19 protein-coding genes are annotated in these 22178 nt (G+C 63.4%); 7 read left to right on the top strand and 12 right to left on the bottom strand.

Annotated features, from left to right (window positions below; all coding sequences use genetic code 11):
* Positions 1 to 24 precede the first annotated feature (24 nt).
* From purH to htpX, 4 genes are all read right to left on the bottom strand, one after another.
* A complete protein-coding gene (gene purH / locus EOB36_RS09540) occupies positions 25 to 1641 on the bottom strand; it encodes a bifunctional phosphoribosylaminoimidazolecarboxamide formyltransferase/IMP cyclohydrolase (RefSeq protein ID WP_128284735.1) in 1617 nt (538 codons plus the stop codon).
* Between the two features lie 91 nt (positions 1642 to 1732).
* Positions 1733 to 3457, bottom strand: coding sequence for a heparinase II/III family protein (locus tag EOB36_RS09535; protein WP_095487613.1), 1725 nt, complete (start codon positions 3455 to 3457; stop codon positions 1733 to 1735).
* Positions 3458 to 3595: 138 nt separating this feature from the next.
* Positions 3596 to 4990, bottom strand: a complete 1395-nt coding sequence (locus EOB36_RS09530; RefSeq protein WP_164547084.1) for an RsmB/NOP family class I SAM-dependent RNA methyltransferase — start codon at positions 4988 to 4990, stop codon at positions 3596 to 3598.
* Entirely contained in the window at positions 4981 to 6012 is a 1032-nt protein-coding gene (gene htpX / locus EOB36_RS09525; protein WP_095487609.1) for a zinc metalloprotease HtpX, read from the bottom strand. Before htpX ends, EOB36_RS09530 begins: the two co-directional genes overlap by 10 nt.
* Before the next feature lie 105 nt (positions 6013 to 6117).
* On the opposite strand from htpX, the gene EOB36_RS09520 reads away from it, so the two are divergent.
* Positions 6118 to 6357 carry a DUF1674 domain-containing protein gene (locus tag EOB36_RS09520; protein WP_164547085.1) on the top strand — a complete coding sequence of 80 codons (240 nt, stop codon included), beginning with the start codon at positions 6118 to 6120 and terminating at the stop codon, positions 6355 to 6357.
* A 22-nt stretch (positions 6358 to 6379) separates the two neighbouring features.
* On the opposite strand, the gene EOB36_RS09515 is transcribed toward EOB36_RS09520, so the two are convergent.
* Entirely contained in the window at positions 6380 to 7051 is a 672-nt protein-coding gene (locus EOB36_RS09515; protein ID WP_128284734.1) for an HAD-IA family hydrolase, read from the bottom strand.
* Positions 7052 to 7227: 176 nt separating this feature from the next.
* On the opposite strand from EOB36_RS09515, the gene EOB36_RS09510 reads away from it, so the two are divergent.
* The 3 genes from EOB36_RS09510 (at position 7228) to EOB36_RS09500 (ending at position 11456) form a co-directional block, all read left to right on the top strand.
* Positions 7228 to 8097: a transglutaminase family protein gene (locus EOB36_RS09510; protein ID WP_095487605.1), complete on the top strand. Its 870-nt coding sequence runs from the start codon at positions 7228 to 7230 to the stop codon at positions 8095 to 8097.
* Between the two features lie 344 nt (positions 8098 to 8441).
* The gene (locus tag EOB36_RS09505; protein ID WP_095487719.1) at positions 8442 to 9803 is read left to right on the top strand and encodes a pilus assembly protein; all 1362 of its coding nucleotides are present in this window, start codon (positions 8442 to 8444) and stop codon (positions 9801 to 9803) included.
* Between the two features lie 384 nt (positions 9804 to 10187).
* Positions 10188 to 11456, top strand: coding sequence for a cyclopropane-fatty-acyl-phospholipid synthase family protein (locus EOB36_RS09500; RefSeq protein WP_095487603.1), 1269 nt, complete (start codon positions 10188 to 10190; stop codon positions 11454 to 11456).
* Positions 11457 to 11776: 320 nt separating this feature from the next.
* Here the strand turns inward: EOB36_RS09500 and acs are convergent, their stop codons facing one another.
* Positions 11777 to 13732 carry an acetate--CoA ligase gene (acs, locus tag EOB36_RS09490; RefSeq protein ID WP_095487599.1) on the bottom strand — a complete coding sequence of 652 codons (1956 nt, stop codon included), beginning with the start codon at positions 13730 to 13732 and terminating at the stop codon, positions 11777 to 11779.
* A 307-nt stretch (positions 13733 to 14039) separates the two neighbouring features.
* Here acs and EOB36_RS09485 point away from each other — a divergent pair, with 307 nt between their 5' ends.
* Positions 14040 to 14312 carry an usg protein gene (locus EOB36_RS09485; RefSeq protein ID WP_095487597.1) on the top strand — a complete coding sequence of 91 codons (273 nt, stop codon included), beginning with the start codon at positions 14040 to 14042 and terminating at the stop codon, positions 14310 to 14312.
* A gap of 170 nt (positions 14313 to 14482) precedes the next feature.
* On the opposite strand, the gene EOB36_RS09480 is transcribed toward EOB36_RS09485, so the two are convergent.
* Positions 14483 to 15517, bottom strand: a complete 1035-nt coding sequence (locus EOB36_RS09480) for an aldo/keto reductase (protein WP_095487595.1) — start codon at positions 15515 to 15517, stop codon at positions 14483 to 14485.
* Positions 15518 to 15576: 59 nt separating this feature from the next.
* The gene (locus EOB36_RS09475; protein ID WP_095487593.1) at positions 15577 to 16758 is read right to left on the bottom strand and encodes an MFS transporter; all 1182 of its coding nucleotides are present in this window, start codon (positions 16756 to 16758) and stop codon (positions 15577 to 15579) included.
* 132 nt (positions 16759 to 16890) lie between these two features.
* Between EOB36_RS09475 and EOB36_RS09470 the strand changes: the two genes are divergently transcribed.
* Positions 16891 to 17799, top strand: a complete 909-nt coding sequence (locus EOB36_RS09470) for a LysR family transcriptional regulator (protein WP_128284733.1) — start codon at positions 16891 to 16893, stop codon at positions 17797 to 17799.
* A gap of 147 nt (positions 17800 to 17946) precedes the next feature.
* Here the strand turns inward: EOB36_RS09470 and EOB36_RS09465 are convergent, their stop codons facing one another.
* From EOB36_RS09465 to EOB36_RS09450, 4 genes are all read right to left on the bottom strand, one after another.
* Positions 17947 to 18252, bottom strand: coding sequence for a hypothetical protein (locus EOB36_RS09465; protein ID WP_128284732.1), 306 nt, complete (start codon positions 18250 to 18252; stop codon positions 17947 to 17949).
* 248 nt (positions 18253 to 18500) lie between these two features.
* The gene (locus EOB36_RS09460; protein ID WP_128284731.1) at positions 18501 to 18902 is read right to left on the bottom strand and encodes a type II toxin-antitoxin system VapC family toxin; all 402 of its coding nucleotides are present in this window, start codon (positions 18900 to 18902) and stop codon (positions 18501 to 18503) included.
* The gene (locus EOB36_RS09455) at positions 18902 to 19156 is read right to left on the bottom strand and encodes a type II toxin-antitoxin system Phd/YefM family antitoxin (protein ID WP_095487585.1); all 255 of its coding nucleotides are present in this window, start codon (positions 19154 to 19156) and stop codon (positions 18902 to 18904) included. The genes EOB36_RS09460 and EOB36_RS09455 overlap by 1 nt, the downstream gene beginning before the upstream one ends.
* Positions 19157 to 19222: 66 nt before the next feature.
* On the bottom strand, positions 19223 to 19885 hold the full coding sequence (locus EOB36_RS09450) for a YggS family pyridoxal phosphate-dependent enzyme (RefSeq protein WP_128284730.1): 663 nt from the start codon (positions 19883 to 19885) through the stop codon (positions 19223 to 19225).
* A 145-nt stretch (positions 19886 to 20030) separates the two neighbouring features.
* Here EOB36_RS09450 and leuS point away from each other — a divergent pair.
* Positions 20031 to 22178: leucine--tRNA ligase (gene leuS, locus EOB36_RS09445; RefSeq protein WP_245467709.1), on the top strand; the 2148-nt coding region annotated here is incomplete at its 3' end.

Below are 22178 nucleotides of genomic sequence, written 5' to 3'. Positions count from 1 at the left end.
ACAGGGGGAGAAGGGAAGAAGGGCTCAATGCCGGAAATGCCTGACGCCCGTAAACACCATGGCGATACCGTGCGCGTCGGCGGCGGCGATGACATCGTCGTCGCGCATCGAGCCGCCCGGCTGGATGACGGCGGTGGCGCCGGCTTCGATCGCTGACAGGAGCCCGTCGGCGAAGGGGAAGAAGGCATCGGAGGCGACGACAGACCCTTTGGTCAGCGGCTCGGCCATGCCGGCAGCCTCGGCTGCGTCGAGCGCTTTGCGCGCCGCGATGCGCGAGGAATCGACCCGGCTCATCTGGCCGGCGCCGATGCCGACGGTGGCGCCATCTCTGACATAGACGATGGCGTTCGACTTGACGTGCTTTGCGACGCGGAAGGCGAATTTGAGATCGGCCATCTCGGCCGGCGTCGGCGCGCGCCTGGTCACCACTTTCAGGTCCAGATCATCGACCACCGCATTGTCGCGGCCCTGGACGAGCAATCCGCCGGAAACGGATTTCACGGTGGTGCCGGCCGAGCGCGGATCGGGCAGGCCGCCGGTGACAAGCAAGCGTAGATTCTTCTTGGCGGCGACGATGCGGATAGCTTCTTCCGAGGCGCCCGGCGCGATGATGACCTCGGTGAAGGTTTTGACGATCTCCTCGGCGGCCTCGGCATCGAGGGTGCGGTTCATCGCGACAATGCCGCCAAAGGCCGAGACCGGATCGCAGGCAAGCGCCTTGGCGTAGGCCGCCTTCAGCGAAGTGCCCTCGGCGACGCCGCACGGGTTGGCATGCTTGATGATGGCGACGGTGGCGGAGCTGGCCGGATCGAACTCGCCGACCAGCTCGAAGGCGGCGTCGGTGTCGTTGATGTTGTTGTAGGAAAGCTGCTTGCCCTGAAGCTGGCGCGCCGTGGCGACGCCCGGCCGCTTGTCGCCATCGATGTAGAAGCCGGCGCCCTGATGCGGGTTCTCGCCGTAGCGCATCACCTGGTCCAGCCTGCCGCCGAAGGCACGCCAGGTGGGATGCTCGATCTCCAGCGCCTCGGCGAACCAGCCGGAGATCGCCGCATCATAGCTGGCAGTGCGGGCAAAGGCCTTGGCCGCCAGCTTCTTGCGGAAATCCAGCGAGAGCGAGCCGAAATTCATCTCCAGAGCGTTGAGCACCGAGGCATAGTCCTCGGGGTCGGTGACGATGGCGACGTAAGAGTGGTTCTTGGCGGAAGCGCGGATCATCGCCGGGCCGCCTATGTCGATGTTCTCGACGATCGAGGCATAAGCAGCGCCGGAGCGACGGACATCCTCGAACGGATAGAGATTGGAGACGACGAGATCGATCGGCTCGATGCCATGATCGCGCATCGCCGCGGCGTGTTGGGGGTCGTCGCGCACGCCAAGCAGCGCGCCATGTACCGACGGATGCAGCGTCTTGACGCGGCCGTCCATGATCTCGGGAAAGCCGGTGAGGTCGGACACGTCGCGTACCGCCATGCCGGCCTCAGCGATTGCCTTTGCCGTGCCGCCGGTTGAAACCAACTCGACACCGGCCGCGGCCAGCGCCCTGGCGAAATCGATGAGCCCGGTCTTGTCGAAAACGGAAAGCAGCGCGCGACGCACGGGAACGAGATCGGGCGCGGGAATGTTCTTGGCGGCGACGGCCATGGGCTGGCGGCCTTTCACGGCTGGTTGGGAAAGTGTCTGCGCGCCGTAGCACATGAGACCTGGAAATCAAACTGCGAGGCTAGCCGCAGTCTCAGCTTTTTTCCGGATGACCGGCGATGACCGTTCGCGTCAGTTGCCAATGGACTTCGGAAACCTCCGACGCCCTAAAGGCCAGCACGATCTGCCGGCTGCGGCGCGGGCCGCCAAGGCCGGCGAAATAGATGGATTCCTCGACCTCGGGCGCCACCTCGGTACAGGTGAACACCCAGGTGTCGGCCTGGTCAGCGGCCAGCACCAGGCGGTCGTGCTCGTCCTGAAGCATGCCTATGTCGGGATGGATGTGGAAGCGCACCGTGACGAAATCGCGGCCATTGTTGCGGATCGCGGCATTGCCGGGCCGCTGAAAACGGTCCCTGCCGGCGAGCACGTTGCCGTTCGTCGACAATTTCAGCTCGCGCTCATGCAGCAAGCCGAAGCGCGCGACATAGCCGTCGTGACGGGCCAGGAAACCCTGGCTGCCCGGCTGGTCGGTGCGTTTGCAAGGCACATGCTGCGGGCCGCCGATCAACGGCGTGCCGAGGAGATCGTTGACGCGCAGCGAATGGCTGAAACGCGCCGACGACGTATCGTTGATGGTGGCGGTCGAGTGGGCGGCCGTGGCGCGGGCAAGCGGCCTGAATTCGGCGGCGCCATAGGTGTCGACGCCAGCGTTGACGACATAATGCTGGCGGCCAGACGACAGCTCGAAGGCCAGGCATCCGGCGTGCGCCGCGTTGGAAACGTCGATGGGCGGTGGCAGGCCGGTATCGGCGACCACGGTGACGCCGCCCATAGAGAGGCGTTCGTAGCCCGAATGTGGCGCGTGCAGCAACGGCGCGCCGGCGGTGTCGTCGTGGCGCAGAATGGTGGCGATGCGGTCGTGGATGGTCGCGCCCATGCCGTTGAAGCGGGCGAGGCTGCCGTCCTGGTGGCGAAAGAAGCGCAGCGCTGGCAGCATACGGTCGATGGCGCCCATCAGCGCCGCCGGCGGCGTCTCGGCTTGATTGGCATAAGTCTGGCGCAACGGCAGAAGGTCGGCGAGGATTTCAAGCACGGTCATCGGATTGCGGGAAATATGGCCGCCATCCGGCAGAATCTGACGGTCAAGCTCTTCGGCCAGGTTGCGGGTCGCGCCGCGCAAAGCCGATGCCGGCGCCGGTAGCGACAAAGCGGCAAAGGCAAGCGCGATGCGGGCGCGCAGCCTGTCCTTGCCGTCCGGCATCTCGCGTGCCATCGCCCTGAGATAGCGGATCTGCACGGCCAGCGATTTCAGGAATGCCCGGTAAAAGGGAAATTCAGCGCCCTGCAGCACCACCGAGGAATGCTGCAGCCAGGCGATGACGCGCTTGGCCGTCGTGCCGGGCTCCCAGGCGACACCGGAAATTTGGCTGCCGTGGATAGTGATCCAGTCGGAGACCAGCGCGCGCGCGTTGGCGGCGGCAAGCTCGGTGCCGGCGGCACGCATGTGGCGCAGCCAGCGAAAACCGTGCAGGGCCTTTTGCCATCCGGGATTGGGCACGGCGATCTGGAAGGGCGATTTGCCGCCAGTCTCGACCAGATGTCCCGACAGCGGATAGCGGCCATAGTAGATCTCCAGCGCGATCTGGGGGTCGGCCAGGCGCAGGTCCGGCGGAGCGATCAAAACGCGTTCCGGCGTGCGGCCGGAGTAGCGCCAGCGATAGACCGGCCCGGCGCGCAGGCGCCGGCGCGTCTTGCGCCAAAACTCCTTCGCGACAAGCGTCCATAGACGTGTCGTGCTGCCGGCAGCGATCGCCAAAAGCCCTCCTCATCGCCTCAACCCGAAGACAAGATTATATGATTCAAGAACTTATGCGAAGGCGAATTCAATGGAACCCTTGGAGTTCAGCCTGTTTTCTGCAGGATTCTCCCTAAAATAGTCGTCAAATTTTTAGCATTAGCCGGCTCTGCGCATCCGGGCGGCGAAGAAGCCGTCTAGGCCGGACCGTTCCGGTGAGCCGAGATCGAGATCGGCGGGCGTGGTGCGCAGCGTGCCTTGCGGCGTCAGGAACGGATCGATGCCGGCGATCTCTCCCGGGCGGAGCGGATCGTCGACGATATCAGCCGTCCCGGCGAGGAACGCGCGGTGAAGCGCCTCGCCTTCGAGCGGGTCGAGCGAACAGTTGGAAAAGACGATGCGCCCGCCGGGCCTGACCAGGGTGACGGCGCGGGCGAGTAGCCTTCGCTGCAGATCGGCGAGCTTTTCGACGTCGGCCGCGGTCTTCGTCCAAGGCACGTCGGGATGCCGCCGCACCGTGCCGGTCGAAGAGCAGGGCGCGTCGAGGAGGACGGCGTCGAACAGTTCCTTCGGCTCATATTTGAGCAGATCGGCCTGAACGATCTCTGCGGACAGGCCGAGCCGCTCGAGATTCTGCGAGAGCCGCGCCAACCGGTTTTTTGAGGAATCGATCGCGGTGACCTTGGCGCCGCCAAGTATCAGCTGGGCGGTCTTGCCGCCTGGGGCGGCACAGAGATCGGCGACGCGCAAACCCTTTATGTCGCCGAAGAGCCGGGCCGGAAGGCTTGCCGCGGCATCCTGAACCCACCAGGCGCCATCTTCGAAGCCTGGCAACTCGGTGACGGAGGCGCTGAGCTTTTCCACCCGCACTGTGCCAGTCGGCAGCGCGATGCCGCCAAGCCGCTCGGCCCACAACGCGGGATCGGACTTGACGGTGAAATCGACCGGCGCCTCGTGCCGATGAGCGGCGAGAATCTGCCTGGCCTTGTCGACGCCATAGGCGGCCTTCAGCCGGTCGGAAAACCATTTCGGCGCTTCATCGGTGGCGGCAAGCGCTGCAGCCAGCTCGGCCTGCTTGGACCGCGCCAGCGTGCGCAGCACGCCGTTGACGAGACCAGAGAAGCGCACCGTGCGCGGATCGGACTTGGCGTGGGTCACGGCAAGGTCGACGGCGGCGCTGTCGGGAATGTCGAGGAACAGGATCTGTGCAGCCGCCACATGCAGAATATGCGAAAGCGCGGTGGCATTGGGCGGCAGCGGCTTTTCCAGGCGGCGGGCCAGCAGCCCCGATATGGTCATGCGGAAGCGCAGCGCGGTGACCAGTATGGCGCGCACCAGCGCCCGGTCGCGCAGATCCAGCGCCTTGTATTGCGGATGGCCGTTCTCATGGTCTGTCAGCCCGTCAAGCGGCGTCCTCGCGTCGATGACGGCAGCAAGCAGCCGTGCGGCCGCCTTGCGCGCGGCAAGGCCGGCAACGGGCTCGCCGGGGCTCACCGCATTGTTTTCATGATCGCCTGAAATTCGGTGCCGGCGTTTCGCTTCGCTCACGACCACGGACCCTTGGGTCCGGTCGGATTGCGGCCCCAGGGATTGGATTTCGGCCGGGCCGGTTGCGCCGGCGGCTGCTCAGGCTGCTGAGCTGCCTTCTCCCACGGGCCCGAAGGCTGCTGCTCACCGGCCTGCTCTGGAATTGGAGCTTGCGGCCGCGACGGGGCGGATACGCCACCAATCGCCATGTCCCGCGCCATCGCCTGCAGGGCTGCGATGCGGTTATCGGTGTTCGGGTGGGTGGAAAACAGGCTGTCCATGCGCTCGCCGGAAAGAGGATTGATGATGAAGAGGTGGGCGGTCGCCGGATTGCGCTCGGCATCCGGGTTGCGGATGCGTTCGGCGCCACGGGCGATCTTGTCAAGGGCCGAGGCAAGCCAAAGCGGGTTTCCGGCTATTTCGGCGCCGCGCCGGTCGGCCTCGTATTCGCGGGTGCGGCTGACCGCCATCTGCACGATCATGGCGGCGAAGGGCGCCACGATCATCGCCACCAGCACGCCGACAAAGCCGAAGGGATTGTTGCTGTCGCGGTTGCCGCCGAAAAAGAAGGCGAAATTGCCGAGCATCGAGATCGCGCCGGCAAGCGTGGCGACGATCGTCATGGTCAGCGTGTCGCGGTGCTGCACATGGGCGAGCTCGTGCGCCATCACCGCGGCGACTTCTTCAGGCGACAGTTGCTGCAACAGTCCGGTGGTGGCGGCGACCGCGGCGTTCTGCGGGTTGCGGCCGGTGGCGAAGGCGTTGGGCTGCGGGTTGTCGATCAGATAGGTTTTCGGCATCGGCAGGCCGGCCTGACTGGCGAGGCTCTGCACGATGGCGTAATATTCCGGCGCATTCCTTTCGTCGACCTCGACCGCGCGGTGCATCGACAGCACCATCTTGTCGGCGTTCCAATAGCTGAACAGGTTCATGCCGGCGGCAATCAGCAAGGCGATCACCATGCCGCCCGATCCGCCGATCAGATAGCCGACGCCCATGAACAGCGCGGTCATCGCGGCCAAAAGCATGGCGGTGCGAAGTGTGTTCATCGTCTGCTCCGTTTCTGCCGGCGCTGCGTAAAAGGGGTCGATCCTTGTCGGCTCATCGCTATATGATGGGAAACGCTTGGCCCTGTTTCAATCCGGGAATATCGCATGATCGACGAAACCAGTAAAACAGGCAAAACCGGTAATACAAATGCCGGCCCCGGTCACCGTGCGCTGCAAAAGACGCTGACGCCGGCAGCCCGCCGCGCCTTGGCGGAAGCGGAAGCACGGCGCGAACACTACCGCCAGCAGGAAGCCGCGATGCCCCGGGAGATCGGCGGTCGTGGCGGCAAGGAGCCCGGCCGCTATGGCGATTGGGAGGTCAAGGGCCTGACCAGCGATTTCTAGGCACGACCCTGATACTTGAGGCTTAGCAGACCTCGGCGGCGCGCTCCGGCTCGAGGGCGATCCAGCCGCGGTCGTCAACAGCGATGCCGATCGCGTCGTAACCGGCGATTGCGGCATGCGGCGTTTGCAGCGGATGCTGGTGCGTGGCGCTGATCACCATGACCGCAGCACCTGCCGCCTCGGCCGCCGATATTCCGGCGGGCGCATCTTCGAAAACGAGGCAGTCGCGCGCATCGACGCCCAGCCGCTCGGCCGCCAGCCGGAAGCAATCGGGCGCCGGCTTGCCGTGGGAAACGTCCTCGGCCGCGACAAGGACAGCGGGAAGCGGGATGCCGGCGGCCGCGATGCGCAGGAGAGCCAGCTCGCGCGGCGCAGAGGTGACGATGGCCCAGCGCTCGGGCGGCAGCGACGCCAGAAACGCCGCGGCGCCGGCGATCGGAAGGATGCCGTCGATATCGGCCACCTCGGCCTTCAGAAGCGCATCGGCGTCGCGCATCGGGTCGACGCCTGGAAGCGCCAGCCGAGCTATGGTCTCAATCGCCCGCACGCCGTGGATCGTCGGCAGGAATGCAGCAACGTCGAGACCTTGCCGGTGTGCCCAATCTGCCCATACCCTTTCTGCCGCGGCAATCGAATTGACCACTGTGCCGTCCATGTCGAACAGGAAGGCTGCGAATTTTTTGCCTGCGAACATCTGCTATCCCGGGAGGTTGTTTCGGAGAGATCAAAGCCTGTCGATCGACCGTAACGTCGCGTCGGCTGCATGGGAAGGCGCGAGGCCGCGTTTTCGACAATGCCAGGGAACCACGGCGAGCCGTCTCGCGTTCACCAGACTGTCTTCCGCGATGCTCAAAAAGGGGTGGAACCGCGATGCTGATTCGGCTCGGCTACGAAATCGCCATCGACTGTGCGGAAGCCACCCCGGTGATTTCGCTGCTCGAGATCCACAAGGAGCGGCAGGCAGACATCAAGCGGCAGACGCGCGTGCTGACCTCGCCGGCCGTCCCAACCAGGCTCTATCACGACCTTTATGGCAACACCTGCCGTCGCTTCACGGCGCCTGGCGGCGGCTTTCGCATTCTCTACGACGCCGTCGTCGAGGACAGCGGCGAGGCCGACGAGGTCAACCTACTGGCCAGGGAAGTGCCGGTGGCGGAGTTGCCCGACGACGTGCTCTGCTATCTGCTCGGCAGCCGCTATTGCGAGACCGACCACCTCGGCGGATTGGCCTGGCAGGTTTTCGGCCCTGTTCCCTCCGGTTGGGCGCGGGTGCAGGCGATCGTCGACTATGTCCACAACCGTCTGTCGTTCGGCTACGGCTATGCGCGCCCGACACGCACGGCGGCGCAGGCGCATGAAGAGCGCGTCGGCGTCTGCCGCGACTTCGCTCATCTGGCGATCACGCTCTGCCGCTGCATGAACATCCCCGCCCGCTATGTGAACGGTTATCTCGGCGACATCGGCGTGCCGCTCGACCCGGCACCGATGGATTTTTCGGCGTGGCTGGAAGTGTTCCTCGATGGCAAATGGTACACGTTCGACCCCCGCCACAACATGCCGAGGATCGGCCGCATCGTCATCGCGCGCGGCCGCGACGCGACAGACGTGCCGCTGCTGCACAGTTTCGGCCCGCACCGGCTTGGGCTGTTCAAGGTCTGGACCTACGAGCAGGAAAGCAACTTGTTCAACCCGCCCCATCGCGGCGTCGACAGGACCGTCAGCGCGCAGATGCTGGCATAGAAGCGCAGGCGAACGGCGTGCGTCCCGCTGTTACTATCATCCGGGGCTGTCCTACAGATCTGGTGAGCCTGATCCGCTTCGGCACAGCCCGTCTGTGCCGGATCGGGACCGAGTTCTTGTGCTCCACGGCACACGGCGGGATCATGGTAAGCATTTCGTAAACGAAACTGCCGCAGCGGCTTGTCGTTTACCGGTTGTTCACCCTGTCGCATTCCCAAACCAAGCAGAAACAATGGTTTGACAATGAGCCGTTGGCTGTTGGTCCCTTGGCGGTGCCATCCGGCCGGATTCCTGCAATGCGCCTTCACACGACCTCGATGTCGTTGGCGAATGGAGGCGGAAGCATGCGGCATTTTGGGGGTCTTGTTGACGCGATCGGCGGCTTTGCCAAGGATCGCAGCGGAAATTTTGCGGTTCTGTTCGGCATCGTCGCGTCGGTGCTGGCACTGGGCGCCGGCTTTGCCGTCAACGTCTCCCAGCTCTCCAACGCCAAGTCGAGCCTGCAAGGCGTGGTCGATGCGGCGGTGACCTCGACGGCGCGCGACCTGACGACCGGCGTTATCAAGGAGGCCGATGCCAACACATCGGTGCAGGCCTTTCTCAACGCCAACAGCCAAGCGGGCATCCTGAGCGCTGACCAGATCGTCCTCGACAAATTGACAGTCGACAAAATCGCCAAGACGGTCCAGGCGGACGTCTATGTCGATGTCGGCCTTTATTTTCCGATTTTCAGCATGGGTGATATGAAGCGCGTTGCCGCATCGACGACGGCGGTCTATTCGGACAAGACGATCGAAGTGGCGATGATGCTCGACGTCACAGGGTCGATGGCGGGCCAGAAAATCATCGATCTGAGGACGGCTGCGGCGAACGCGGTCGACAGCTTCCTGAGCGGTCAGGACCCCGCCAAGCCACGGGTGCGAGTCTCCATCGTGCCCTACGCCAATTCGGTGAATGCCGGCGCGCTTGCCGGCAGCAGCGTCTATGTCGAAACCTCGACCAGCCAGCGCAAGCAGGCGCCCGGCAATGGCGCCGTACAGTACGTCTCCGGCTTAACGCGTCCGGACAATTGCGCCACCGAGCGCAAGGGCACCTATCAATATTCGGATGCCGGTCCCGATGTCAGCATGGTCAATCGCGACTACCTGTTGTCGTCCTTCGCCTGGCAGACCGGCACGGCTGCCTGCCCGGCCGCCGCGTTGAAGCCGCTGACGGCGGACGCCACGGCGCTCAAGAACGTCATCAAGAACTTTGTCGCGTCGGGCGGCACCGCGGGCCATATCGGCGTGCAGTGGACCTGGTACATGCTTTCGGAAAACTGGGGCAGCGTGATGAATGCTTCGCAGCGGCCGGCCAAGGCGGATCCGAAAAAGGTCGCCAAAATCGCGATCCTGATGACCGACGGCGAGTTTAACCTGTCCTATTTCGACGCCAGCACTGTCGGTGAGGTCTACAATGATGCCGGCAAGGAACCGACTCGCACGGCAGCCAAGACGCTGTGTACCGCCATGCGCGACAAGGGCATCGAAATCTTCACCATCGGTTTCGATCTCAACGAGGAGAATGCCCAGGCGACACTGCAGAATTGCGCGAGCCCGGATACCGCCAAGATCAAGCACTTCTATCAGGCCGCCAACGGGACGGAACTCAATCAGGCTTTCCAGGACATAGCGCGCAACATCGAAAGCCTGGCACTGACCAAGTAGAGGGCATTGACTAAACGGGGTCCAGAACAAGGAAAAGGCCGCCGCTTCTCTCGAAGTCGGCGGCCTTCCGTGTTTCCGTCCATGGCGCGGCCCATGGCGGCGACGTTTTACGTCACCAGCCGCGCATCTCGCGCCTTAACGGGAAGACTGCTTCCCGAAAGTGCAATCCGCTGAGGCCACGTTCTGGAAAACGAAATCACTCGACATCGGATCACCTCCTTTCGATTTGTTGAACACGCCCTCATGATGGGGTGTCGATCCGCAAATGGCAAGGCGCCATGGTGAAAATGCCGTGCGAGCTTGTCGCTAGCGGCTTGCGACTATCCGATCGGACAGGCAAAGTCGGCGCCGGACCGCCAGCGTGCTGAGCATGAGAGGACGGGAATGGAGGCAGCCGACAAGGCAGCACGGATTGTTCGAACGGCTATCGAAACGCTGAAGCCGGGTTTCGCGGTCAGGCTGTGGACCGGCGAGCGGATCGGGCCGGTCACCGGCCCTGTGCTCACCATCAATGACCAGGACATCGTCTGGCAGGTGATCCGCCGGCCGTCCCTTTCGACGCTGATCGAAATGTGGATTTCCAAGACAATCGACGTGGAAGGCGGATCGCTGTTCGATTTCTACGCCCTGCCTTCGCAAGGCAAGCTCAGGACGAAGCTAAAGACATTGCCGAAACTCGCGATCTTGCGCGACTTGCCGGCCGTGCTGTTTTCGAGAAAGCAGATGGCGGCGCGGACCAACCTTTCCGGGCGCAACCCCTTCGTCAGCGGGTCGAACAGGCAAGCGATCCAGCACCACTACGACATTTCGAACGCCTTCTACCGCCTCTTCCTCGATGAACGCATGGTCTATAGCTGCGGCTATTTCACCGATTTCGCCAACGGCATCGACCAGGCGCAGAAAGACAAGCTCGACCACATCTGCCGCAAGCTCCGGCTGAAGCCGGGCGAAAGGCTGCTCGACATCGGCTGCGGCTGGGGAGCCATGCTCATCCATGCCGCGAAAAATTACGGTGTCGTCGGCCACGGCGTCTCGCTGTCGGAAGCCCAGACCCAGCTAGCCCGCGAGCGCGTCCGCGCCGAGGGGCTGGAGGATCGCATCACCATCGAGATAAAATCCTACGCCGAGCTGTCCGGCTCCTTCGACAAGATCTCGTCGATCGGCATGTTCGAGCATCTGGGGCTCGCCAACCACGCGGCCTATTTCTCGACCATCCATCGCCTGCTCAAGCCGGGCGGCATCTATCTGCATCACGCCATCACCCGGCGCGACAAGGGCAGCATCAAGAAGACCTTGCGCAAAGGCCCGGAATTCAAGGCGCTGATCAAATACATCTTTCCCGGCGGCGAGCTCGACACGATCGGGATGACGCTCGGCAATCTCGAAGCGCACGGCTTCCTCGTCTACGATGTCGAGAATTTGCGCGAGCACTACGCCCGCACCTGCCGCCTGTGGGCCGAGCGCCTGCACGCACGCTTCGACGAAGCGATCGCCGAGGTTGGCGAAGCCAAGGCGCGCCTCTGGCTGCTTTATCTCACCGGCTGTTCGATCACTTTCGAACGCGCCTCGGCGCAGATTTTCCAGACCGTCGTCACCAAGCGGGCGCGGGGTCCAAGCGGTCTGCCGCCGACGCGAGCGGATTTGTATCGATGATCAGCACACATGTTGCGTTCTGCCGCGATCCTTCGCGCCCCCCTCTGCCCTGCCGGACATCTCCCCCACAAGGAGGGAGATTGGCCGTCACCACGGCTTTCGCCAATCGCCGGCGTGGTATTCTGGGCGCGGCGCCCGAACTGCCGATCTCCCCCCAAGTGGGGGAGATGTCCGGCAGGACAGAGGGGGGCGCTGTCCCGCCCTCATCTCAAATGTTCTGCACCGCCTAAACGAACCGCATCATCTCTCGACACGGGCCGGCCGGTCGACCAAGCAGTAGACGCCGAGATTTGCGCACGTTGTGGCGGTTGCTGCCTGCATCAAGCCCTCTTGTTTTGCCGGTTGGCGACGAGGTCGTCGACGACCGCCGGATCGGCCAGCGTCGAGGTATCGCCGAGCGCGGCAAAATCGTCCTCGGCGATCTTGCGCAGGATGCGCCGCATGATCTTGCCCGAACGGGTCTTCGGCAGGCCCGGAGCGAACTGGATCTTGTCGGGCGTGGCGATGGCGCCGATGTCCTTGCGGACATGGGCGATGAGTTCCTTGCGCAGCTCCTCGCCCGGCTTCTCGCCGGCCATCAGCGTGACATAACAGTAGATGCCCTGGCCCTTGATGTCGTGCGGATAGCCGACGACGGCAGCTTCCGAGACTTTCTCGTGCGAAACCAGCGCGGATTCGACCTCGGCCGTGCCCATGCGGTGGCCGGAGACATTGATGACGTCGTCGACGCGGCCGGTGATCCAGTAGTAGCCATCGGCGTCGCGGCGGCAGCCGTCGCCGGTAAAGTATTTGCCCTTATAGCTCGAAAAATAGGTCTGTTCGAAACGCTCGTGGTCGCCATAGACGGTGCGCATCTGGCCTGGCCATGAATCGGCGATGCAGAGGTTGCCGCTGGCAACACCTTCCAGCACCTTGCCGTCGCCGTCCACCAGTTCCGGCTTCACGCCGAAGAACGGCCGCGTCGCGGAACCTGCCTTAAGGTGGGTGGCGCCGGGCAGAGGCGTGATCAGGATGCCGCCCGTCTCGGTCTGCCACCATGTGTCGACGATCGGCACCTTGCCGTTGCCGACGACGTTGAAATACCACTCCCAGGCCTCCGGATTGATCGGCTCGCCGACCGTGCCGAGCACACGCAGCGACTTTCGCGACGTCCTGGCGACATGGGCGTCGCCGGCGCCCATCAGCGCGCGCAACGCCGTCGGCGCGGTGTAGAAGATATTGACCTTGTGTTTGTCGATGACCTCCCAGAAGCGGGACTGCGACGGGTAGTTCGGCACGCCTTCGAACATCAGTGTGGTGGCGCCGTTGGCGAGCGGCCCGTAGACGATATAGCTGTGGCCGGTGACCCAGCCGACATCGGCCGTGCACCAGTAGATGTCGCCGTCATGATAGTCGAAGACATGTTGGTGGGTCATCGAGACATAGACGAGATAGCCCGCCGTGGTGTGCAGCACGCCCTTCGGCTTGCCGGTCGAACCCGACGTGTAAAGGATGAACAGCGGGTCCTCGGCCTTCATCTTCTCCGGCTTGCATTCCGCCTTAACCGTCGCGACCTCGTCGTGGTACCAGACGTCGCGTCCGGCCACCCAGCCGGTCTTGCCGCCGGTGCGGCGCACCACCACGACCTTCTCGACTTTCGTTCCGGCCTTGGCGGCGATCTCGATCGCCTTGTCGGTATTATCCTTCAACGGGATCGGCTTGCCGCCGCGCAGGCCCTCGTCGGCGGTGATGACGAAGGTCGACTTGCAGTCGTCGATGCGGCCGGCCAGCGCGTCCGGAGAGAAGCCGCCGAAGACCACCGAATGGATGGCGCCGATGCGCGTGCAGGCGAGCATCGCATAGGCGGCTTCCGGGATCATCGGCATGTAGATGGTGACGCGGTCGCCCTTCTTGACGCCGTGCTTCTTCATCACATTGGCGAGCCGGCAGACATGGCCGTAGAGCTCGTTATAGGTGATCTTCCTGTCGTCGTAAGGGTTGTCGCCTTCCCAGATGATGGCGGTCTGGTCGCCGCGCTTCTTCAGATGCCGGTCGATGCAGTTCCATGAGACATTGGTCTCGCCGTCCTCGAACCATTTGATCGAGACCTTGCCGTCGAAGGAGGTGTTCTTGACCTTGCTGTAGGGCTTGAACCAGTCGATGCGCTTGCCGTGCTTGCCCCAGAACTTGTCCGGGTTCTTCACGCTGTCGGCGTACCATTTCAAATAGGTGTCATTGTCGATCAGCGCATTCTTCTTCCACGCCGGCTGGACGCGATGGACATGAACCTCGGACATTTCTTCACTTTCCTCCCGAAACCAGGCCGCCCGGCTTGACCGCCGTCGGCATCACGGCGAAGCGGCCGCGAATTCGCGCGCATTATTAACAGTTCCGCGGTGACGGCAACATTAGACGTTGGATTTGCGCGGCGGGATGCCGCAGAAGCTTTTCTCACCGTTGTCAGCACTCGGGGTTGACGGCTGCTAACTTTATGATTTTGCACAGTAAACCCGGCTTCAACCACAAAAAATCAATAGACGATTAAGCAAATAGCGCGCACAATTTCGCATTGGGAGGAAAGGAGAATCAACCCAGAGGATCGAAATGCGCGACCAATCCGAAATGGACCTGATGCTTAGGGGATATGGCTTGACCACGGCCAAGATTCTTTATCATTTTCCCGATCATCCGCATCTGCTGCAGAGCTTCATCTGGCAGGACTACGACATCGCTCCGAAATTTCCGGTGCTGATCCGGTTCATCGAGTTCTGGCAGACCAAGCTCGATGGCCCGCTGCATTCGGTGAGCTATACGCACCAGAAGCTGATCGCGCCGAATGAGTGGCACAAAGTCGACGGCGAGTTCGTGCTGCATTAGGGCATGTCGATATTCAGGTGAGGCCGGCCTGCGAATGGCGGTTTCCTGCGCTTCCGGTGCTCACGTACTTTAAGTACGCTCCGCTCCGGTTCTCGGAAGCCACCATTCTCGGCGCGCCCTGACCTGAATCTCAACATGCCCTGTCCCCGGGGCATTTGTATCGAGCGGGGTCAAACCGCAGGCGGGCTGAGCCTGGCAAAACCTTCCTGCCGGCGATACGGAAAATACGGATAGGGCGCGGTGACTTCGCTTGCTGCGTCGAGCTTCTTCATCTGGTCTGATGTCAATGACCAACCGACTGCGCCGAGGTTCTGGCGCAGCTGCTGCTCGTTGCGCGCGCCGACAATGACAGAGGCGACGGTCGGCCGCTGCAGCAACCAGTTGATGGCGATCTGCGGCACGGTCTTGCCGGTTTCCTGGGCGACAGTGTCGAGCGCATCGACGACCCGGTAGAGATGTTCGTCATCGACCGGCGGCCCGAAGCTCGCGGTGTCGTGCAACCGGCTTTTTTCCGGCAGTGGCTCGCCGCGGCGGATCTTGCCGGTCAGGCGGCCCCAACCGAGCGGGCTCCACACCAGCGCACCGACACCCTGGTCGAGACCGAGCGGCATCAACTCCCATTCATAGTCGCGCCCGACCAGCGAATAATAGACCTGATGGGCGACGTAGCGCGGGTAGCCATGCTTGTCCGCCAGGCCGAGTGATTTCATCACTTGCCAGCCGGAAAAATTGGACACGCCGACATAGCGCAGCTTGCCGGCGCGCACGAGACTGTCCAGCGTCGACAGCACCTCCTCGATCGGCGTTGCGGCGTCGAAAGCATGCAGTTGCAGCAGGTCGATGTAATCGGTGCCGAGACGCTTGAGCGCGTCCTCGACGGCTTTGATGAGACGCGAACGGGAGGAACCGGCATCGTTGGGTCCGTCGCCCATCGGCAGCGAGGTCTTGGTCGAGATCAGCACGGCATCACGGCGGCCCTTGATGGCCGCGCCGAGCACTTCTTCGGAGGCGCCGTTCGAATAGACGTCGGCGGTATCGAACAGGTTGACGCCGGCCTCGAGGCAGATATCGATTAGCCGCCGCGCTTCCGTCGCATCGCTGTTGCCCCAGGCGCCGAACAGCGGGCCTGAACCGCCGAAGGTTCCAGCGCCGAACGAGAGTGCCGGGACCTTCAGGCCCGAGGCGCCTAGACGTCGATAGTCCATGGTTTTGCTCCTTGATGATGTCGGATGAGTTTTTTGAAGAGTGATTGAGGGTTGCCGACCTATGACCGCACGATTTCCGGTGTGGCGAGGACGGTATTTTGGTCGAGGCGAAGCGCCAGTGCCGCCACGGCCAGCGCCGAGAGCGGCAGCAGGGCCGCGACCCAGGTGACGGCGCCGAGGCCGGGACCATGGGCGATGACCATGCCGCCGAGCCAGGCGCCGGCGGCGTTGCCGAGATTGAAGGCGGCGATGTTGAAGGACGAGGCGAGGCTCTGGCCGGCGCCTTGCGCTTTCTCCAGCACCCACATCTGCAGCGGCGCCACAGTGGCGAAGGCGGCGGCGCCGAGCAGGCCGACATAGATGACGGCCATTGCCTGGCTGTGTAGGGCGAAGGTCATCGAGCCGAGCACCAGCGCCAGCACGACGAGACTGCCGAGAACCGAAGGCACCAGCCAGCGGTCGGCGAATTTGCCGCCGGCGAGATTGCCGGCGATGAGGCCGCCGCCGAAGACAAGCAGGATCGGCGACACGGCTGCTTCCTCAAAACCGGTGATCTCGGTCAGCAAGGGGGCGATATAGGTGAAGACGGCGAAGACGCCGGCATAGCCAAGCACGGTGGTGGCGAAACCAAGCAGAACCGGCGCGCGGCCGAGCACGGCGAGATCGCCGCGCAGGTCGCTCTTCTCCGGCTCTGTCTGGCTGCGCGGCACCAGCAGGAGAATGATGGCGAAGGCAACGATGCCGATAAGGGTTACAGCCCAGAAGGTCGCCCGCCAGCCGAAGGCCTGGCCGAGCCAGGTGCCGAAGGGCACGCCGAGGATGTTGGCAATGGTCAGGCCGGTGAACATCAGGGCGATCGCCGAAGCCTTCTTGTTGGGCGCCACCAGCCCGGTCGCAACGACGGAGCCGACGCCGAAGAAGGTGCCGTGGGCAAAGGCGGTGAGCACGCGGGCACCCATCAGTGTCCAGTAGTCGGGGGCGAGCGCACAGGCGAGGTTGCCCAGCGTGAAGATCGCCATCAGCGCCAGAAGCACGGTTTTGCGCGGCCAGCGGCCGGTGGCGATGGTCAGCAGCGGCGCGCCGATGACGACGCCCAGCGCATAGCCGGAAATCAGCTGGCCGGCGGCCGAGATCGAGACGCCGAGATCGGTGCTGACGTCGAGCAGCAGGCCCATGATGACGAATTCGGTGACACCGATGCCGAAGGCACCGGCGGCGAGGGCATAAAGAGCAAGAGGCATGGCGGTTCCCACTTCGATCGCGGTCGTTTGATGGGACGCCGGTCTTCCCACGCCCCGTCCCGGAAGATCGTGTCGCGATGTGCTGTGAACCAGCCTTGCGTCGGGCACATTGTCTGTGAAATAGATTCACGAATGGCGAGACCCGACATCAACCGCTCCGGCGAGATCGAAGTGTTCGTCCGCGTCGTCGAGGCGGGCAGCTTTTTGGCCGCCGCTCGCGCCTTGCGGATGACGCCGTCGGCGGTGAGCAAGCTGATTGCGCGGCTGGAGGCGCGGCTCGGCGCGCGGCTGATCAGCCGTTCGACACGCAAGCTGCAGCTGACACCGGAGGGAGCGGCCTTCTTCGACAGCGGCGTGCGCATCCTGGCCGACATGGCGGCAGCCGAGCGCGAGGCGGCGGCGGGTGCCGCCCCGCGTGGGCGGCTGCGCGTCAACAGCTACGTGCCGTTCGGGCAGCACCGGCTGATCCCGCTTTTGCCGCACTTCCTCGATCGCTATCCGGAAATCGCTGTCGATCTGGTTTTGACCGACAGTGTCATCGATCTGATGGAGGAGCGCGCCGATGTCGCGATCCGCGCCGGGCCACTCGGCGAATCACGGTTGGTGGCGCGCAAGCTCGGGCAAAGCCCTGTGGTCGTCGTCGCCGCGCCATCCTACCTCAGGACGCATGGCACGCCCCGAACGCCGGCCGATCTCGATCGTCACAATCGGATGGGTTTCTGCTTCGTGCGCCATGTCGACGGCTGGCCTTTTGTCGACGCGGCCGGCAAGGCCGTTCTCGTCCCGATCACCGGAAATGCACTGGTCAGCGATGGCGAGGCGATGCGGCTGATGGCGCTCTCCGGAGCGGGCATCGCCCGGCTGGCGCGCTGGCATGTGGAGCCCGACATCGCCGCCGGGCGGCTGGTACCGCTTCTGGAGAACTTCAACCCCGGCGATGAGGAGCTCACCCACGCTGTCTATGTCGGGCAGGGCAAGCATTTGCCGGCGCGGGTGCGGGCCTTTCTCGACTTTTTGGTCGAGACTGTCCGGTTGTCCTGAGCCCAAAAAAGATCGGGAGCCCGCCGGCTCCCGAAACGTCAAGCCGAAGAGGAGATTGAACTACTTTTTCGGCGCAAAAGGCGCCGGTTGCCGGCCATCACGCTCATCACGAAGGGTTTTTGCCAGCCCTGGCAGAAAGGCGCCGCCTCAACCAACCAGGCGCGCCACGATCGCGAAGGCCGTCATGCCGAAGGCGACGGCGGCGAGCGGCAGGAGGAGCTCGACCAGCGCGGTCTTGGCGCTCATGCGACCTTGCCCGGTATCGAATTCGCCGCCGATCCAATCCTCGAAGCTGTGGGCGGTTGCGGACGTCCGATGATGATGTCGAAGCCAGACGCGTCCTGCAATGGCGGGCAACGCCACCGAGATGATGATGAATCCGGTCATGACGACGAGAAGATAGTCGGTATAGCCGCCGTCCCGAAGCCCGCCCAGGCCGACAGCGCGTACCACGCGGCAAGGCCGACCATCGCCAGATAGACGTGCGGGTGCAGCCCGTTGGAGACATATCGGTTATGGGGAACGTTTTCCTTGCTCATGTTGCCCTCCTTTGGCATTGCAAAGGAACGGCCATGCTTGGTCGCTCGGGTTCTCCCACGGAGCTAGCGCGCAGCCCAGGCGTCGCAATGCGGTGCTATGACGCGGCCGCTACGATCGTCCAGCATTGCGACCGCGTCGGTGCCGTGAGGCCGAAATGGAAGTCAGATAGCCCAAGGGTTGAGGACCGTCACCCCGGTATCGTCGAAGTCGGCGACGTTGCGCGTAACCAGAATGAGGTCGTGGACGAGCGCGGTCGCGGCGATGAGCGTGTCGGCGCTGCCTCGTGTGCGACCTGCTGAAATGCGGCCCCAGGCCAAGGCGACCTCTTCGGTAAGCGCAAGGATGCGATCGGCATTATCTCGGCGAAGTTCTCGCAACCAAAGATCAAGACGCGTGCCTCGTTCGGGATCGACTTTACGCAACTTGACGATCCCGCGTTCGATCTCGCCGATAGTGATAACGCTGAGACTTATCGAATCCGGGTCTGTCGAAGCCAGCCAGGCAGTCGGCTTGAGTAAGCGTCGTTCCACATCCGAAACGATGTTCGTGTCAAGCAGGTACATCAGAGGTCGATGTCGCGGATCATCGTATCCGAGCGACGGTTGACCTCCTCGGCAAAATCATCATCCCAGACCGGACCGGTCAGAAGATACTCTGCCAGCGTCTTCTTTTTTCCCGCCAGACGGTCATAGTCTTCGGCAGAAAGCACCACTGCTGCGCGCTCGCCGCGCAGGGTTACCGTCTGCGGTCCCTCGCTGCGCGCGCGCTGAACCACTTTGGAGAAATTATTCTTTGCGTCCTGGAGATGCCAGTTCATGATGAATGATCCTAGCTAGCTTGGCTAGATATGTATATTGGGCAAGCCTGAACATCAAGGGATTCGCTATCTGGCTCCGAAGATCGCCGAGCCGACCCTGACGCTGGTGGCGCCGAAGGCGATCGCTGTCTCGTAATCGCCGGACATGCCCATGGAGAGCTTTTCGACGCCGGCCTCAAGCCCAAGTTTCTCCAGCAACGCGAAATGCGGACCGGGATTCTCGTCGGCCGGCGGAATGCACATCAGACCTTCGATGGCGAGGCCGTGAACCGTACGGCAGCGCGCGACGAACGCGACGGCTTCCCGCGGTTCGATCCCGGCCTTTTGCGGTTCCGAACCGGTGTTGACCTGAACGTAGAGTTTTGGAGACCGGCCCAGTCTGGCGATTTCCTTGGCGAGTTCGGCGGCGATTTTCTCGCGGTCGACCGACTCGATGACATCGAACAGCGCGACCGCTTCCTTCGCCTTGTTCGATTGCAGCGGACCGATAAGATGCAGCTCGATGTCGGGGAAAGCTTCCTTCAGCGCCGGCCATTTTCCTTGTGCTTCCTGGACGCGGTTCTCGCCGAAGATACGCTGGCCGGCCTCGATGACCGGGCGGATATCGTTGGCGTCGAAGGTCTTCGAGACCGCGACTAGCGTCACCGCGCCGGCCTGCCGTCCCGCCTCGCGCTCGGCAGCGGCGATCTTCGCCTTGACCGTGAAAAACTGTTCGACGGCGCTCGTCATGCCTATATCTGCCTCTAGTTTTGATACTCGCCGGACCGCCGCAGTTGACGGGTCCGGCAATCCATGGTGAACACCGCGACGACATTTCCTGAGCCGCCGGGCATTGTCCGGCCGTTCGCGCATGCTTTTAAGTGAAAAACATCCGATGGCAACCGAACGATACAACCCGCGCGCATCAGAGCCCAAATGGCAGAAGGCCTGGGACGCCAAGAAGCTGTTCGAGGCTGACAACGACGACCCGCGCCCGAAATACTACGTGCTGGAGATGTTCCCCTATCCGTCGGGGCGCATCCATATCGGCCATACCCGTAACTACACGATGGGCGACGTGGTGGCGCGCTACAAGCGGGCCAAGGGTTTCAACGTGCTGCACCCGATGGGCTGGGACGCCTTCGGCATGCCGGCCGAGAACGCGGCCATGCAGAACAAGGTCCATCCCAAGGACTGGACCTATCAGAACATCGCCGTCATGCGCGAGCAGCTCAAGGTCATGGGCCTGTCGCTCGACTGGGCACGCGAATTCGCCACCTGCGATGTCGACTATTACCATCGCCAGCAGATGCTGTTCCTCGATTTTGTCGAGAAGGGTCTGGTGACGCGCAAATCCTCCAAGGTCAACTGGGATCCGGAGGACATGACGGTGCTTGCCAACGAGCAGGTCATCGACGGACGCGGCTGGCGCTCGGGCGCGCTGGTCGAGCAGCGCGAGCTGACGCAGTGGTTCTTCAAGATCACCGACTATGCGCAGGATCTGCTGGACTCGCTCGAAGGCCTCGACGACTGGCCGGAAAAAGTGAAGCTGATGCAGGCGAACTGGATCGGCCGTTCGGAAGGCCTGCTGATCCGCTGGCCGCTGGCCACCCCAGCTACTGGCCCAGCTACTGGCAAGGTGATCGACGGCGAAGATGAGCTGGAGGTCTACACGACGCGGCCCGACACCATCTTCGGCGCCTCCTTCATGGCGGTCGCAGCTGATCATCCGCTGGCGAAGAAGGCGGCCGAAAGCAAACCGGCGCTGGCCAAGTTCATCGACGAGGTTCGCCACATGGGCACTTCGGTAGCGGCACTGGAGACGGCCGAGAAGAAGGGTTTCGATACCGGTATCCGCGTCGTTCACCCATTCGACGCCAACTGGACGCTGCCTGTCTACGTCGCCAATTTCGTGCTGATGGAATACGGCACCGGCGCCATCTTCGGCTGTCCATCCGGTGACCAGCGAGATCTCGACTTCGCCAACAAATACGGCCTGCCGGTCATCCCGGTGGTGATGCCGGAAGGCGAGAATCAAGGAAACTTCCAGATCATTGACGAGGCCTATGTCGGCGACGGCGTGATGATCAATTCGCGCTTCCTCGACGGCATGAAGCCGGATCAGGCGTTCGACGAGGTGGCGAAGCTGCTGGAACAAAAGACCATCGGCAACCGGCCGATGGCCGAGCGCAAGGTGAACTTCCGCCTGCGCGACTGGGGCATTTCGCGCCAGCGCTACTGGGGCTGCCCGATCCCGATGATCCATTGCGAGGATTGCGGCGTGGTGCCGGTGCCGAAGGCGGACCTGCCGGTCAGGCTGCCGGACGATATCGAGTTCGACCGGCCGGGCAATCCGCTCGACCGCCATCCGACATGGCGGCATGTCAAATGCCCGCAATGCGGCAAGGATGCACGCCGCGAAACCGACACGATGGACACGTTCGTCGATTCGTCGTGGTATTTCGCGCGCTTCACCGCGCCCTGGGCGAACGACCCGACCGATCCCAAGGCAGCGACTGAATGGCTGCCGGTCGATCAGTATATTGGCGGCATCGAGCACGCCATCCTGCACCTGCTCTATTCGCGCTTCTTCACCCGCGCCATGCGCGAGACCGGCCATGTCGATCTCGCCGAGCCGTTCAGGGGACTGTTCACGCAAGGCATGGTGGTGCACGAGACCTATCGGGTCGGCAGTGGGTCGAACAGCCGCTGGCTTGCGCCCAGCGAGGTGCGGCTGGAGGACGTCGACGGCAAGCGCCGCGCCATCGAAATCGCGACCGGCGAAGAGGCTGTAATCGGCCCGCTCGAAAAAATGTCGAAGTCGAAGAAGAACACGGTGAGCCCGGAAGAGATCACCGACGGCTACGGCGCCGACACCGCGCGCTGGTTCATGCTGTCGGACTCGCCGCCCGAGCGCGACGTCGAATGGACCGACGAAGGTGCGGCCGGCGCGCATCGCTTCATCCAGCGCATCTGGCGCCTGGTGTCGACGGCCGCACCTTCGTCGGTCCATTCGACGTCGCGCTCGGGCGGCGAGTCCGAC

Source organism: Mesorhizobium sp. M6A.T.Cr.TU.017.01.1.1 (genome assembly GCF_004023115.1).
In the GTDB taxonomy this organism is placed as follows: domain Bacteria; phylum Pseudomonadota; class Alphaproteobacteria; order Rhizobiales; family Rhizobiaceae; genus Mesorhizobium; species Mesorhizobium mediterraneum.
This window is presented reverse-complemented; position numbering and strand designations above follow the sequence as displayed.

Excerpts from the sequence above, each read along its gene's own strand:
- purH (WP_128284735.1), bottom strand. The coding sequence starts at position 1,641 with ATGGCCGTCGCCGCCAAGAACATTCCCGCGCCCGATCTCGTTCCCGTG.
- htpX (WP_095487609.1), bottom strand. The coding sequence starts at position 6,012 with ATGAACACACTTCGCACCGCCATGCTTTTGGCCGCGATGACCGCGCTG.
- EOB36_RS09520 (WP_164547085.1), top strand. The coding sequence starts at position 6,118 with ATGATCGACGAAACCAGTAAAACAGGCAAAACCGGTAATACAAATGCC.
- EOB36_RS09515 (WP_128284734.1), bottom strand. The coding sequence starts at position 7,051 with ATGTTCGCAGGCAAAAAATTCGCAGCCTTCCTGTTCGACATGGACGGC.
- EOB36_RS09510 (WP_095487605.1), top strand. The coding sequence starts at position 7,228 with ATGCTGATTCGGCTCGGCTACGAAATCGCCATCGACTGTGCGGAAGCC.
- EOB36_RS09505 (WP_095487719.1), top strand. The coding sequence starts at position 8,442 with ATGCGGCATTTTGGGGGTCTTGTTGACGCGATCGGCGGCTTTGCCAAG.
- EOB36_RS09500 (WP_095487603.1), top strand. The coding sequence starts at position 10,188 with ATGGAGGCAGCCGACAAGGCAGCACGGATTGTTCGAACGGCTATCGAA.
- acs (WP_095487599.1), bottom strand. The coding sequence starts at position 13,732 with ATGTCCGAGGTTCATGTCCATCGCGTCCAGCCGGCGTGGAAGAAGAAT.
- EOB36_RS09485 (WP_095487597.1), top strand. The coding sequence starts at position 14,040 with ATGCGCGACCAATCCGAAATGGACCTGATGCTTAGGGGATATGGCTTG.
- EOB36_RS09480 (WP_095487595.1), bottom strand. The coding sequence starts at position 15,517 with ATGGACTATCGACGTCTAGGCGCCTCGGGCCTGAAGGTCCCGGCACTC.
- EOB36_RS09475 (WP_095487593.1), bottom strand. The coding sequence starts at position 16,758 with ATGCCTCTTGCTCTTTATGCCCTCGCCGCCGGTGCCTTCGGCATCGGT.
- EOB36_RS09470 (WP_128284733.1), top strand. The coding sequence starts at position 16,891 with ATGGCGAGACCCGACATCAACCGCTCCGGCGAGATCGAAGTGTTCGTC.
- EOB36_RS09460 (WP_128284731.1), bottom strand. The coding sequence starts at position 18,902 with ATGTACCTGCTTGACACGAACATCGTTTCGGATGTGGAACGACGCTTA.
- EOB36_RS09455 (WP_095487585.1), bottom strand. The coding sequence starts at position 19,156 with ATGAACTGGCATCTCCAGGACGCAAAGAATAATTTCTCCAAAGTGGTT.
- EOB36_RS09450 (WP_128284730.1), bottom strand. The coding sequence starts at position 19,885 with ATGACGAGCGCCGTCGAACAGTTTTTCACGGTCAAGGCGAAGATCGCC.